Origin of the sequence: Marinobacter xestospongiae, from assembly GCF_023156385.1 — a bacterium.
GTDB classification, from domain to species: Bacteria; Pseudomonadota; Gammaproteobacteria; order Pseudomonadales; family Oleiphilaceae; genus Marinobacter; species Marinobacter xestospongiae.
Window position 1 is genome coordinate 17,405 of sequence record NZ_JAKZAK010000011.1, and the last position, 13,098, is coordinate 30,502.

At 62.8% G+C, this 13,098-nt stretch carries 11 protein-coding genes and 1 tRNA gene; 6 read left to right on the top strand and 6 right to left on the bottom strand.

From position 1 onward, the window contains the following. The first annotated feature begins 25 nt into the window (after window positions 1–25). A complete protein-coding gene (locus tag MLD24_RS09495) occupies window positions 26–1,051 on the top strand; it encodes a quinone-dependent dihydroorotate dehydrogenase (RefSeq protein WP_248166445.1) in 1,026 nt (341 codons plus the stop codon). A gap of 224 nt (window positions 1,052–1,275) precedes the next feature. Here MLD24_RS09495 and rmf read toward each other — a convergent pair whose 3' ends face one another. Next, complete coding sequence (gene rmf / locus MLD24_RS09500) at window positions 1,276–1,491, bottom strand: ribosome modulation factor (RefSeq protein WP_227171518.1); 216 nt, start codon at window positions 1,489–1,491, stop codon at window positions 1,276–1,278. A gap of 375 nt (window positions 1,492–1,866) precedes the next feature. On the opposite strand from rmf, the gene rlmKL reads away from it, so the two are divergent. Beyond that, entirely contained in the window at window positions 1,867–4,041 is a 2,175-nt protein-coding gene (rlmKL, locus tag MLD24_RS09505) for a bifunctional 23S rRNA (guanine(2069)-N(7))-methyltransferase RlmK/23S rRNA (guanine(2445)-N(2))-methyltransferase RlmL (protein ID WP_248166446.1), read from the top strand. Between the two features lie 23 nt (window positions 4,042–4,064). Here the strand turns inward: rlmKL and MLD24_RS09510 are convergent, their stop codons facing one another. Both MLD24_RS09510 and MLD24_RS09515 read right to left on the bottom strand, forming a co-directional pair. Next, window positions 4,065–4,688: an outer membrane beta-barrel protein gene (locus tag MLD24_RS09510; protein ID WP_227171516.1), complete on the bottom strand. Its 624-nt coding sequence runs from the start codon at window positions 4,686–4,688 to the stop codon at window positions 4,065–4,067. 101 nt (window positions 4,689–4,789) lie between these two features. After that, the gene (locus MLD24_RS09515) at window positions 4,790–5,275 is read right to left on the bottom strand and encodes a hypothetical protein (RefSeq protein WP_248166447.1); all 486 of its coding nucleotides are present in this window, start codon (window positions 5,273–5,275) and stop codon (window positions 4,790–4,792) included. 170 nt (window positions 5,276–5,445) lie between these two features. Between MLD24_RS09515 and MLD24_RS09520 the strand changes: the two genes are divergently transcribed. Then, complete coding sequence (locus MLD24_RS09520; RefSeq protein ID WP_248166448.1) at window positions 5,446–6,741, top strand: M18 family aminopeptidase; 1,296 nt, start codon at window positions 5,446–5,448, stop codon at window positions 6,739–6,741. 136 nt (window positions 6,742–6,877) lie between these two features. Here MLD24_RS09520 and MLD24_RS09525 read toward each other — a convergent pair. Further along, window positions 6,878–6,953 (bottom strand) — tRNA-Asn (locus MLD24_RS09525). 178 nt (window positions 6,954–7,131) lie between these two features. Here MLD24_RS09525 and MLD24_RS09530 point away from each other — a divergent pair. After that, window positions 7,132–8,169, top strand: a complete 1,038-nt coding sequence (locus MLD24_RS09530; protein ID WP_344816875.1) for a YheT family hydrolase — start codon at window positions 7,132–7,134, stop codon at window positions 8,167–8,169. Window positions 8,170–8,185: 16 nt separating this feature from the next. Here MLD24_RS09530 and MLD24_RS09535 read toward each other — a convergent pair whose 3' ends face one another. Further along, window positions 8,186–8,818 (bottom strand): arylesterase, encoded by a 633-nt coding sequence (locus tag MLD24_RS09535; protein WP_416381861.1) that lies wholly within the window; start codon window positions 8,816–8,818, stop codon window positions 8,186–8,188. A 158-nt stretch (window positions 8,819–8,976) separates the two neighbouring features. Between MLD24_RS09535 and MLD24_RS09540 the strand changes: the two genes are divergently transcribed. Continuing rightward, on the top strand, window positions 8,977–9,651 hold the full coding sequence (locus MLD24_RS09540) for an ABC transporter ATP-binding protein (protein ID WP_248166488.1): 675 nt from the start codon (window positions 8,977–8,979) through the stop codon (window positions 9,649–9,651). After that, window positions 9,651–12,137 carry an ABC transporter permease gene (locus tag MLD24_RS09545; RefSeq protein WP_248166449.1) on the top strand — a complete coding sequence of 829 codons (2,487 nt, stop codon included), beginning with the start codon at window positions 9,651–9,653 and terminating at the stop codon, window positions 12,135–12,137. Before MLD24_RS09540 ends, MLD24_RS09545 begins: the two co-directional genes overlap by 1 nt. A gap of 28 nt (window positions 12,138–12,165) precedes the next feature. Here the strand turns inward: MLD24_RS09545 and MLD24_RS09550 are convergent, their stop codons facing one another. After that, window positions 12,166–12,939, bottom strand: coding sequence for a substrate-binding periplasmic protein (locus MLD24_RS09550; protein WP_248166450.1), 774 nt, complete (start codon window positions 12,937–12,939; stop codon window positions 12,166–12,168). Window positions 12,940–13,098: the final 159 nt, after the last annotated feature.

Below are 13,098 nucleotides of genomic sequence, written 5' to 3' on the forward strand. Positions count from 1 at the left end.
TTACAGCCACCGCGAGGATTCCCCCATGTACGGTCTAGCCCGTAACCTGTTGTTTCGATTGCCGCCTGAGCAGGCCCATGGGGTATCGCTGCGGGGGCTGGACCTGGCGCACCGGTTGGGGCTGCTGAAGCTGGCGGTGGATCAGGTGGCGCCGCTGCCGGTGGAGGTCATGGGACTGAAGTTTCCCAACCCGGTCGGCCTGGCGGCGGGCCTGGACAAAGACGCCGACCATGTCGATGCCCTGGGCGCCCTGGGGTTCGGTTTCGTCGAGGTAGGCACGGTCACGCCGCTGCCGCAGCCGGGTAATCCGCAGCCGCGCTTGTTCCGGTTGCCGGAACATCAGGCCATTATCAATCGCATGGGGTTCAACAACCAGGGGCTGGATCACCTGTTGGGCCAGGTGGATCGCATGCGCTATCAGGGGGTGCTGGGGATCAACGTGGGCAAGAACAAGGCCACCCCGGACGACGAAGCCGAGCTGGATTACCGCAAGGGCATTGCGGCGGTCTACAGTCGTGCCAACTACATCACCGTGAACGTTTCCTCGCCCAACACCCCGGGATTGCGGGATCTGCAGTTCGGAGACGCCCTCAAGCGCCTGCTGGCAGCCATCAAGGACGAGCAGACGTTGCAGCAGCAGGAGCAGGGCCGTTACGTGCCGATTGCGGTGAAAATCGCCCCCGACATGGATGACGACGGTGTCCGTTTTGTGGCCCAGGCCCTGCGTGAGGCCGGTATGGACGGGGTGATTGCCACCAATACGACCATTGAACGGCAGGCGGTGGCCGGACATGCCCTGGCCGCCGAAACCGGGGGACTGAGTGGCGCACCGGTCCGGGCGGCGTCACTGCGGGTCATTGAAGGATTGTACGCTGAGCTGGGTGAGTCGCTGCCGATTATTGGTGTGGGCGGAATCACCGATGGCGCCGCTGCTGCCGAGAAGATCCGTGCCGGTGCCAAGCTGGTGCAGATCTACACCGGGTTTATCTATCGCGGGCCGGCGCTGATCGGCGAGTGTGTGGAGGCCATTCGGGCACTGGGATGTCGCTAGTGGGAAGCTGTTAGGGGTGTAGACGCTGCCGGGAAAAAAGGTGGGCCCGCTGAGCGGGCCCGTGCGGGGAATAAACCCCGTGGCGTTACAGGTTTTGGTCCGGGTCGGGAGGACCCGTTTTGGGTATCAAGGTCTGTTCTTCTGATTGTGTCCGGGCGTTCCGACGCCCTGTTGGTGAAACGAAAGATTCAGAAATTGCTGTCAGGCCCCTGGGCCTGAGCCGTTCAGGTCGAGGCGGTAACGTCCGCCAGTCGGTGGATACCTGATACGCCGGTCATGCCATCCCAGTGATCGGTTCGGCCTTCCCGCCACCCGTTGAGCCATTCCTGTCGGACTTCAGCTTGATCGGAGGGGCAGCGGTCTTTGGATTTACCAGACACGCCGGCCAGATAACCCCGCTTGAATGCGCGAGCGAACACGTCTCTTTTCTGTCTCTTCATGCCGTTCCTCACCTCATGGTTTTAGAGAACAAGCGTGTGCACACCCGCCGTGGCCTGTAGAATTGGGCCGGTGAACCGACATACCGTTGTCTGGGCTCAAATCCGACCATGTCTACCGTAGCCACGGCAGTCAGGATCCTGATCACGAAACCTGTTTTTGGGTCTCGTTAAATGACGCGTCAGTTACAAGGTATGATGAACCAAAGCGCCGTGTACACTATTTATTTCATCTATGTGTCAGCGTCTTTATAGTTTTGTGAAATAAGGCCAGCAGGTGCTGGTCAGGCGAATTGTCGGCGACTCGACTATGCTGTGCTATCAGCTTCCAGTCCCGACCCCACCCCGCACCGCATTTCAAGTTTCAGGAGTAACCCATTGAGCAATCTCACTTTCTTTATTTCATGCCCGAAAGGTATTGAATACCTGCTGGCCGATGAGCTGCGGGAGCTGGGCGTTGAGCCCGTGCGCAATACCCCGGCGGGCGTCTGGGGGAAGGGAGACCTGGCTGCCGGTTATCGGGCCTGTCTGTGGTCGCGGCTGGCCAATCGGGTGATCCTGCATCTTGCAGAAGTGGACGCCGAGAGCGGAGATCAACTCTACGATGGCGTGCATGGCCTCGACTGGTCACAGCATCTGGCCGTTACCGGTACCTTCAAAGTGATGTTCAGTGGCCAGAATCGGGCGATCCGTCACACTCAGTATGGCGCCCAACGGGTAAAAGATGCGGTGGTGGACCGACTGCGGACCGCGGATGGCAAGCGGCCGTCGGTGGCCAGTGATCCTGACCTGCTGATCTCGGCGCGACTGCACCGTGGCCGGTTGGCCGTGGGTATTGATCTTGGTGGCGACAGCCTGCACAAGCGCGGTTATCGCACCGAGAAGGGCATTGCGCCGTTGAAAGAGAACCTCGCGGCTGCGCTGTTGTTGCGGGCCGGCTGGCCGGAGATCGCCGCCAACGGCGGCCACCTGGTTGATCCCATGTGCGGCTCCGGCACTTTGCTGATTGAAGCCGCGATGATGGCGCAGGATCTGGCGCCGGGCCGCCAGAGACCACGCTTCGGTTTTGAACGCTGGCTTGGGCATCAGCCTGAGACCTGGCTTTCCTTGCGTCAGGAAGCGGAGCGCCGTGCCCACGAGGGCAAGGAAAAGACCCGTCAGCTCAAGCTGGCGGGGTTTGATCAGGATCGCGCCGTCATTGCCACGGCCTGGCGCAACATTCAGCGTGCTGGTCTGGAAGGTGTTGTCCACGTTGAGTGTCGTGCTGTTTCGGAGCTGGCACTACCGGATACCTGGGAGGGTCGCGGCCTGGTGCTGACCAACCCGCCCTACGGCGAGCGTTTGAGTGAGCGCCGCGAGTTGGCCGCGCTCTACGGCGAGCTGGGGGAAGCGGTGAAACGGGCATGCCAGGGCTGGCGTCTTGGGGTGTTCACTGGTGCACCGGAATACGGCAAGGCGCTCGGCCTGCGCAGCGACAAGCGTTACAAGCTGTTCAACGGCAAGCTGCCCGCGACGTTGTTGTTGTTCCAGGTGGATGAGGCCAGCGCGATGCGACCGCACACACCGGAAGAAGAGGGCTCCCTGACGCCGCGTATACGGCATCCGGAGCGGGCTGAGATGCTGGCCAATCGGTTGCGCAAGAACCTGAAAGCCCTGGGAGGCTGGGCCCGCAAGCAGGGCATCGAGTGCTACCGTTTGTATGACGCGGACATGCCCGAATTCGCCATGGCCATTGATCTGTACGGTGATCAGGTACACGTTCAGGAGTATGCGCCGCCGAAGTCGGTTGATACCCGGGCAGCGCTGGAACGGCTGGCAGAGGCGCTGGCGGTGATTCCCGAGGTGTTGGGCGTGCCGGCAACGGCGATCAGCTGCAAACAGCGCTCGCGCCAGAGCGGCACACAGCAATACGAAAAGCAGTCCTCCACCGGTGAGCTCTTTACCGTTCACGAACACGGCTGTGCGCTCAGGGTGAATCTCCGGGATTACCTGGACACTGGCCTGTTCCTGGATCATCGGCCAGTGCGTCACTGGCTCCAACAGCAGGCGCGCGGCAAGCGATTCCTCAACCTGTTCTGCTACACCGGAGCGGCAACCGTCCATGCGGCGGTGGGCGGGGCCACCCGTTCCCTCAGTCTGGATATGTCGAAGACGTACGTGAACTGGGCGAGGGAGAACCTGGCGCTGAACGGCCTGGACGATCGCCGTCACCAGGTGGAGCAGCAGGACTGCCTGCAATGGCTGGCTCAGCCGGCCACGCCGGATCAGGTCTTTGATCTGATTTTCATGGACCCGCCAACCTTCTCAAATTCGGCGCGGATGCGGGATGTGCTCGATATCCAGCGGGATCACCCGCAACTGATCCGCCAGGCGATGGACCGCCTGTCCAGCGACGGGTTGTTGGTGTTCTCCAACAATTTTCGTCGCTTCCAGCTGGATGAGGCGCTGGAGCAGGCGTTCGAGATCCGCGAAGTGACCCGCGACACGCTGGACAAGGACTTTCAGCGCAACCCCCGCATTCACCGCTGCTGGCACATTCGCCACCGGGTTTGATCGGGGGTGAATCGGCGGCTCCGTCAGAACTCGTAGCGGAACCCGGCGGAGAACTGGAAGCTGTTGGCACCGGTGCCGGTGTCCTTGAACAGGCGGCCACCTTCCACCAGCAGGTAGGTGCGCTCCGCCAGTTCCAGGTCGGCGCCCACGATCCAACTGACGCTGAAGTCGCTGTCCGGGAAGTCACCGGTCTGGTCGGCGTAGGGGGAGCTGTCGTCAGGATCGTCTTCCCGGGCCTTGCCGGCCTTGGTCAGGCTGGCGGAGCCGCTGACGTGGGTAAAGCCGAACTGGCCGTAGATGTTGGCGTAGTCGGTCAGCGGGTGATGCAGACCCATGTACCAGCTCTGGTAATGCTCGATGTCCAGTGACAGTTCGTCATCAAGGGTGCCCTCGGACAGACCACCGCCCAGACGCAGTTCGGCGTGGAACAGCTCGGTGAGATGACCGCCGACCACCAGGGTCGCAGCGTTGCTCCAGGTTTTTTTCTCCGGGCCGTCGCCTACCGAGCGGTGATTCAGGGCGGTGGCCAGCAGGCCGACGTAGTGGCGGTCTTCACGGGGGATGTCGTCGGCGGCCTGGACGGTCAACGGCAGGCCGAGAACCAACGGCAGCAGGGTGGGGCGGAGGGCTCGCAGCAGCGTAGTCATTGTCGTAATTATTCCTGAAGGTCCGCGAATTCTGGCTGATTTTGCCTAGGGTGACGGTATGTTACGTCGACCCAGGTCACAGTATGACGGTGCCGTCCCGGTCATTCCATGCCGATCAGGCCTTCGTCCCGGGCCAACAGTAGCAGGGCATAAACACCGTTCTCAGGGAGTTGGGGGTCCAGCCCCTGTTCAAACATCAGATCACGGCGGCGGTCTTCGATGGTATCCCGGTCCAGCCCGGTAATCAGGTCGGTCACTGGTGCCAGCTCGAACGGCGCTTCCAGGTTGACGCTGGAAAAGATCAGATCCACCAGGACGTCGTCCGGATCGAGACCGTCGGTGAACACGGTTTCATCCGGCAGGTCCTCGTGCAGCACCCGGGCCAGCTCGATCAGTGGGACTCCCTGTTCTTCCAGGTAGTGGAGGTCGACGTCGGGCAGCTCCATGTCTGTCGGCAGCCAGCTTTCATCCGGTGCAATAACCACCGTTTTCATACGGCCGTCAGCCAGTGACCAGGCGATGGCGGTGGGAAACAGGGCGTCGTCGGTCTGGCAGTACTCAATGTCGATAAAGCGCGGAATGGACACGTTCAACTCCTGCTGTGGGGCTGCGTTGGTGGGAAACGGGCTGGAAGTTTAGCCATTCGTGCTATTCGTGGCAAAATGCGCTTTTGCCCCGAAGGGCCGACGATTCCGTTCGCCGCTTCGGCTTCGCCCATCCTTGGCCGTGATTCGCGGCCCTGACTTCCGGGAACAGCATGGAACACCAGTCTTTCAATCAGCAACTGCTCGACTTCCTTCACCAGTCACCGACGCCCTGGCATGCGGTGCAGCAAATGACCCGGCGCCTGGATGCTGCCGGCTTTGTGGCCCTGGATGAAGCGGACACCTGGCAGTTGGCCCCGGGACAGGGTTATTACGTGGTGCGCAATGGCTCGTCACTGGTGGCGTTCCGCAGTGGGCGTCAAACGCCGGAAACGGCGGGAATTCGCATGGTGGGGGCGCACTCGGACAGCCCGTGCCTGAAGGTCAAACCCAACCCGGATCTACAGCGTAAGGGTTATCTCCAGCTGGGTGTTGAGGTCTACGGTGGGGTGTTGCTGAATCCCTGGTTTGATCGCGACCTGTCCCTGGCGGGGCGGGTCAGCGTGGTGGACCAGAATGGCAAGTTCAGCGATGTACTGGTGGATTTCCGCAAGGCGGTGGCCTATATCCCGAGCCTGGCGATTCATCTCGACCGGGAAGCCAACAACAGCCGCTCGATCAATCCCCAGAAAGACCTGCCGCCGGTATTGATGCAGCTGGGTGAGGACGAGGAGGTCCGGTTCCACGACCTGCTGGCGGAGCAGGTGCGCCGTGAGCACCCGACGCTGTCGTTTGACCGTATCCTGGGTTATGAAATGAGCTTCTACGACGCCCAGCCGCCGGCGGTGGTTGGCCTGCGGGACGAGTTCATTGCCTCGGCGCGGCTGGATAACCTGCTCAGCTGTTTCATCGGGCTGGAGGCCCTGGTAGCGGCGGACGGAGAGCAGCCATCGCTGTTTGTCTGCAACGATCACGAAGAGGTGGGCAGTCAGTCCGCCGAAGGTGCTCAGGGGCCTTTCCTGGCTTCGGTGGTGGAACGGTGGTGCGGTGCTGAGGTGATGCCAAGGGCGATCAGCCGCTCGATGATGATTTCGGCGGACAATGCTCATGGGGTACACCCGAACTTTGCCGATCGTCACGATGAGAATCACGGACCGCTGCTTAATCGGGGGCCGGTGATCAAGGTGAACCACAACCAGCGCTATGCCACCAACAGCCGCTCGGCGGCGCTGTACCGCCACCTGAGTGACGAGCTGGGGCTGCCCCACCAGACCTTCGTGGTTCGCAGTGACATGGCCTGCGGCAGCACCATCGGACCGATTACGGCCGGTACTCTGGGGGTGACCACCCTGGATATCGGGGTGCCGCAGTGGGGAATGCATTCCATTCGGGAGACGGCGGGGGTCGAGGACGGTGTGACCCTGTACCGGGTGCTGGAGGCCTTCATGAACCGGCCGCAGGTGAACTGACCGCTGCGTGGAGTGGGCGGCGATGCCGCCCTGATGTAACAGTGCGCCAGTGTCCCGTTCGGTGATTTCGCGGGCTTGTTTTTCGCTCGCCAGAAAGCAAAAAAGCCGCTGAATCAGCGGCTTTTTTGGAAATAAGTGGCTCCCCGAGCTGGGCTCGAACCAGCGACAAACGGATTAACAGTCCGTTGCTCTACCAACTGAGCTATCGGGGAACATCGTCGAGATGGCGCGCATATTAAGGACTTATTTCAGTGGAGTCAACCCCCTGAATTAAATGGTTAAAAAGTGATCTGTCAGGGAGGTCGGCGGGCGCAGAATGGGGCAGAATAGGCGCCATATGAGTAACGTACCAACAGGCGCCCTGAAGTTGATGATTTGGAGAAGATGCCCGTGGCAGTAATTGATGACCCTCTGGCAATGCCGCATGGCTACGCCACTGTTCCCCATCCGGTGCCGGCCGGCAGTCAGGCCCGACTGCAGCACTATCGGCCACCGGGCTGGCTGCGCAGTGGTCACCTGCAATCGGTGTGGCCAACCCTGTTTCGACGGGTAGCGTTGGCGCCGCCGCAGGCGGAGGTCATTGCCACGGCTGATGACGATGAGCTGCATCTGGACTGGTACCGAACCGGCAGTCGACGGCTGGCGATCCTGTCCCATGGTCTCGAGGGCCACTCCCGGCGTCCTTACATTCTGGGGTTGGCTCGGGGCCTGCTGCGTTCCGGCTGGGATGTGCTGGCCTGGAATTTCCGGTCCTGCGGCGGGGTGATGAACCGCCAGCCCCGGTTCTACCACAGTGGCGCCACCGTTGACCTGGCGCGGGTGGTGGATGTGGCTCTGGAGCAGGATTATCAGCAGGTCTCGCTGGTTGGCTTCAGTATGGGCGGTAACCTGACCCTGTTGTACCTGGGGCAGCAGGGTGAGCAGGTGGACCCGAGGATCTGTGGCGCGGTGGCGTTCTCGGTACCCTGTGATCTTGCCGGCAGTGCGGCGGAGCTGGCCAAACCATCGCGTCGCATCTATATGCAGCGGTTCCTGAAGGATCTGGAAGGCAAGATGGAGGAGAAAGCGGCCCGCTTCCCGGAATTGATCGACACCCGGGGCTTTGACCAGATTCGCACGTTTCGCCAGTTTGATGATCGCTACACTGCGCCCCTGCACGGTTTCCGGGATGCCGAGGATTACTGGGCGCAGTGTTCGAGTCTGGGTCGGCTGAAGGACATCCGGGTACCGGCGCTGCTGGTCAATGCCCAGGACGACCCGTTCCTGAGCGCGGACTGTTTCCCCCGTTCGTCATCGCTTCTGGGGGACTGCGTCACCTTGGAGGCGCCGCGCTGGGGCGGCCATGTCGGCTTTGTGGAACACGCCCGTGACGGCTACTACTGGTCGGAACGCCGGGCGGTGGCGTTCCTTGAGCAACAGGTGTCATAGGGCGTCTGTTGCTGATTCAGTCCCGGAGCAGTGGCGCCAGGTGGGGCCAGACATTGTCCAGCAGTCGGGACTGGGCTTCGGCGGTGGGGTGAATGCCATCTCCCTGCATCATCCCCTGCTGGTTGTAGATGCCGTCGAGAAAGAAAGGCACTAGCGGCAGTTCGTGTTGTTCGGACAGGGATGGGTAGATGTCTGCAAACATCCGGGTGTAGCGCTCACCGTAGTTGGGAGGAATCTGGATACCCACCAGCAGGGCGTCCGCGCCGGCATCCAGGCTGTTATCGATCATGCTCTCCAGATTGCGTTTGATGACCGGTGGCGGAAATCCCCGCAGGCCATCGTTGCCGCCGAGTTCGATCACCACCACGTCGGGCTGGTGCTGTGTCAGCAGGTCCGGCAGTCGGCGGGCGCCGCCATCGGTGGTTTCGCCGCTGATGCTGGCATTGACCACCTGCCAGTCTCCCAGGCCTTCAGATTCCAGCCGGGATTTCAGCAGTGCTACCCAGGCCCGCTCCGTTGGCACGCCATAAGCGGCGCTGAGGCTGTCCCCCATGATCAGCACGGTGCCCTGATTCGCCTGGGCGAGTCCGGCCGCCAGCCACAGCAGTAAAAAAACAGTTGATCTCATGACTTTTTTTACCGTATCCATAAGGAACTCCAGAGAATTTGGAGAGTCATTCTGTGGTCCACCTACCGTCCCGATCAAGTGATTCGGCGGGCCGGGCCCCAACCAACACCGTGACATTTTCTTAACGAGGAGCCGCCGTGCCCGATCAGACCCCGACCGATATGCCTTCGTCCCAATCCATGCTGAAAGTGGAAGCGCTCAGTCATCGGGTAGATCTGGGAGATGATACGTTAACCATCCTGCAGGAGGTTTCCTTCGATATTGCCCGGGGGGAGTCAGTGGCCATCGTTGGACGCTCCGGGTCCGGTAAGACCACCTTGCTGGGACTGCTGGCGGGGCTCGATAGTCCGTCGTCCGGGCGGGTGGTTCTCGACGGCGAGGAGATCAGCGCCCTCGGCGAGGATGAGCGGGCGGCGCTGCGGGCGCGGCGGGTCGGTTTCGTGTTTCAGTCGTTCCAGTTGTTGCCGGCGCTGAGCGCCCTGGAAAACGTCATGCTGCCACTGGAGCTGGCCGGTCATGAGGCTCCGGAGGCCCAGGCCACCGAGCTGCTGGAGCGGGTTGGTCTGGGACAGCGTTTGCGGCACACGCCGCGGCAGCTCTCTGGTGGCGAGCAGCAGCGGGTCGCCATTGCCCGTGCCTTTGCCAGCAATCCGGCGGTGCTGTTCGCCGACGAGCCTACCGGCAACCTGGACAACCGCACCGGCAAAACCATCTCCGACCTGCTGATGGCGCTGAACCAGGAGCAGGGCACGACCCTGGTGATGGTGACTCACGACGAGCAGCTGGCCCAGCGCTGCCAGCGTCGCCTGAGCATCGATGCCGGCCGGGTCACCGAGCCGGAGGAGCAGCACTGATGGCGGTCACGGGACAGCTGGCGTCGGTTCGACGGGATCTGCGGGAGCGTGATGTCAGGGTGGTGATCACCGCTCTGGTGGTGGCGGTGGCGACGGTGGCGACCATCAGCCTGTTTGCCAGTCTGCTGCAGCGGGCCCTGGTGACGTCCGCCAGCGCCTTTCTGGCGGCCGACCGACAGCTGGAGGCGGAGCACGGCCGGCCGATCCCGCCGGACTGGTACCAGGAGGCAAACCGGCGCGGGATCAGCACGGCATCCATGGTGGAGTTCTCCACCATGGTGTTCGGTGGTGACCGCTTCCAGCTGGTGGCGGTGAAGGCGGTGAGCGATGCCTATCCGCTGCGGGGGCAGATCGAGATGCAGGTGGGGGAAGGCGCCGAGCGTGAGCTGGTGAGCCGGGGCCCCCGTCCGGGTGAGGTGTGGCTCAATCCCCGTCTGATGCGATTGCTGGCCCTGGATATGGGCGACTCGCTGGAAGTGGGCAATCAGGCGCTGACGGTCAGCGGTCTGTTGCTGCGGGAGCCCGATGGTGGCTTCAGCATGGCGGCGCTGGCGCCCAGGATCATGATGCACGCCGATGATGTGCCCGCCACCGGGGTGGTGCGTGAGGGCAGCCGGGTTGAGTATGTGGCGTTGTTCGCCGGTGAGGAGCCGGAACTGGAGGCGTTCCATCGCTGGTTGGAGCCACAGTTCCATCCCAGCCATGAATGGAAAAGCGTGCAGGATGGCGAGACCCTGTCGCGCTCGCTGCAGCGGGCGGAACGGTTCCTGCTGCTTGGCGGCAGTCTGGCGGTGTTGCTGGCGGCGGTGGCCGTGGCAGTTGCCAGCCGGGAGTACGCGTTGGGACAGCGGGATACGGTGGCCCTGTTAAAGACCCTGGGCCTGCGGGGTGGCGCTATTTCGCGGCTGTATCTTCGCCGTCTGGCTCTGTGGGGCGTGGCTGGCTGCGCCGGCGGGCTGCTACTGGCCCTGCCGATCTACTACGGGTTGGCCCAGGTGCTGAGCGAGGTGCTGGAGCGCCCGGTGGCGGCAGAGCTGGACTGGCGTGCCTTGCTGCCAGCCCTGGTGACCGCGCTGGTGGCGCTGTTCGGGTTTGCCTATCCGCCGGTCCGCCGGTTGCGGCAGGTGGCGGCCATGCGGGTGTTGCGCAGCGAGCCCGGTGAGTCGGGCCGGCGGGCATGGCCGGACATTCTGCTGGCCGGTCTGGCGGTGTTCGGCCTGGTGTGGTTTTACGCCGGTGAACTGGCGATGGTGACGGCTCTGCTGGGCGGCGTGGCGGCGCTGCTGGCGGTGCTGGCTCTGGTGGCCTGGCTGATGGTGCTCGGGCTGCGCCACCTGCGTGGTGGTGGTACCGCCTGGCGGCTGGCGCTGGTGGCGTTGTATCGGCATCGCCAGAGTACCCTGTCCCAGGTCTCGGTGTTCGCGATGACCATCATGCTGGCCTGTACCCTGATACTGGTTCGCAGTTCCCTGCTCGATGACTGGCAGGCGCAGTTGCCGGAGAACGCGCCCAATCACTTCCTGATCAACATCGCACCGGAAAAGGTCGATGCCGTGGCCGATTTCTGGGAACAGCGCGGCCATCCACTGGCGCAATTGTATCCCATGGTTCGGGGCCGGCTGACCGAACTCAATGGCCAGCCGGTGAAAGAGGCGGTCAGCAAGGATGAGCGGATCAACGCCCTGAACCGGGAGCTCAATCTGACCTGGATGTCGGAACTGCCAGCGGACAACGCCCTGGTCCAGGGGCAGTGGTTCGAAGCGGGCGCCCGCGACGGGGTGTCGGTGGAGTATGAACTGGCAGAACGGCTGGGCCTGAAGATCGGCGACCGGCTGGGATTCACCATTGGCTCGGATACCCTGAGCGAAACGGTGACCAGTATCCGCACGGTGCAGTGGGAGAGCATGCAGCCCAATTTCTACATGGCGTTTCCGCCGGATGGTCAGCTGGCGGCCATGCCGTCCACCTGGATCACCAGTTTCTACCTGCCGACGTCGGAAAAGGCCCTGCTGAACGATTTCGCCCGGGCATTCCCGACGGTGTCGGTGCTGGAAGTGGACCACATCATTGAGCGCATCCGCGCTATCGTCCAGCAGGTGACCCAGGCCGTCGAGGCTATTCTGGCCCTGATTCTGGCCGCGGCGCTGGTGGTGATGGCAGCGGTGGTCAGCGCCACCCTGCGTGACCGTCAGCGGGAAGGCGCGCTGCTGCGAACCCTGGGCGGGCAGCAGCGACTGCTGGTGCGCAGCACCATGCTGGAGTTTGCCCTGCTGGGGCTGGTGGCGGGTATTCTCGGGGCGTTGGCCGCTGAGGCGGCGGTCTGGGCACTGCAGTTGCGGATGTTTGAAGGCGAATTCCAGTGGCACTGGTCGGTGATGCTGCCGGTGCCGTTGGTCAGCGCGGCGCTGTTGTCACTGTTTGGTCGCTGGCAGCTGGCGCCGGTGCTGAAGGTGTCCCCGATGCTGTTGCTGCGACGCCTGGAGTGAGGCCCGGCGGCTTGCTGCCGGGGCCGATTCAGCGGTAGCTGGCGAGGATGTCGTTCAGCTCACCGCTGGCCTTGAGGCGGGTCAGTTCGCTGTTGAAGCGGTGTATGAACCCGGTCAGCTCGGGGCGTACCATCAGCCGCAAGCTGTAGTTGCTGATGCTGGCTTGTGAAGTCGCCAGGGCGCCGGCCATGTATGGGTGGTTGCGGATGACCCAGCGGCCGACCAGGCGATCGGCGATGGCGCCGTCAAAGCGCTCGCTGTCGAGCAGATAGCGGAACACCTCAGCATCACCCACCACATCGAATCGCTGGGTCCGGCCGCTTTCGAACAGCTCCGCCAGTTTGGCGTGGTAGTAGCCCAGGTGGGTGACCAGGGTCTTGCCTGCCAGGTCGTCGGGTGACTGGAACTCAAATGCCCGGTTGTGAGGGTAGAACAGCACTTCCTCTACCTGCACGATGGGGTCGGAGTAGAGAAACCGCTCGGGCTGGCTGGTCCACTCCACCGCTCGCGGGGTGGCGTCGACGTAGCCGTTCAGAATCAGTTCATCGACCCGCTTGCGGGGGACTTTCAGCGGCTCCAGGGTCAGTTGCAGCCGTTCGCTGATGCGGGACATCACATCCCAGACGATACCGCCCAGGTGGTCATCCTCCACGATCAGGTAGGGTGGATAGCCGTTGGGCGAGACGTTAAAGCGGATGGTGTCCTGCAGGTCATCATTGCCCGTGGATGCCGAAACCTGGCCCGGCAGGGCGGCCAGGAGCAACAGGGACGATAACAGGGCGGTAGCAAGGTTGGCTGGCATAGGCGTGAGGCAACAGTGAACGAAATGAACCAGAGCGTTCAGAACGGGGGCCGTTCCGTTTCATGCTTCCATGCCAGGATGTGCCGCTTGGCAAACACTGGGATCTGGTCCGGTTCAGCTGGCAAGGCTGCCTGTGGCGGTGTGATGACACCTGGCAAG

Excerpts from the sequence above, each read along its gene's own strand:
- MLD24_RS09545 (WP_248166449.1), top strand. The coding sequence starts at position 9,651 with ATGGCGGTCACGGGACAGCTGGCGTCGGTTCGACGGGATCTGCGGGAG.
- rmf (WP_227171518.1), bottom strand. The coding sequence starts at position 1,491 with ATGAAGAGACAGAAAAGAGACGTGTTCGCTCGCGCATTCAAGCGGGGT.
- MLD24_RS09550 (WP_248166450.1), bottom strand. The coding sequence starts at position 12,939 with ATGCCAGCCAACCTTGCTACCGCCCTGTTATCGTCCCTGTTGCTCCTG.
- MLD24_RS09520 (WP_248166448.1), top strand. The coding sequence starts at position 5,446 with ATGGAACACCAGTCTTTCAATCAGCAACTGCTCGACTTCCTTCACCAG.
- MLD24_RS09535 (WP_416381861.1), bottom strand. The coding sequence starts at position 8,818 with ATGGATACGGTAAAAAAAGTCATGAGATCAACTGTTTTTTTACTGCTG.
- MLD24_RS09510 (WP_227171516.1), bottom strand. The coding sequence starts at position 4,688 with ATGACTACGCTGCTGCGAGCCCTCCGCCCCACCCTGCTGCCGTTGGTT.
- MLD24_RS09495 (WP_248166445.1), top strand. The coding sequence starts at position 26 with ATGTACGGTCTAGCCCGTAACCTGTTGTTTCGATTGCCGCCTGAGCAG.
- MLD24_RS09540 (WP_248166488.1), top strand. The coding sequence starts at position 8,977 with ATGCTGAAAGTGGAAGCGCTCAGTCATCGGGTAGATCTGGGAGATGAT.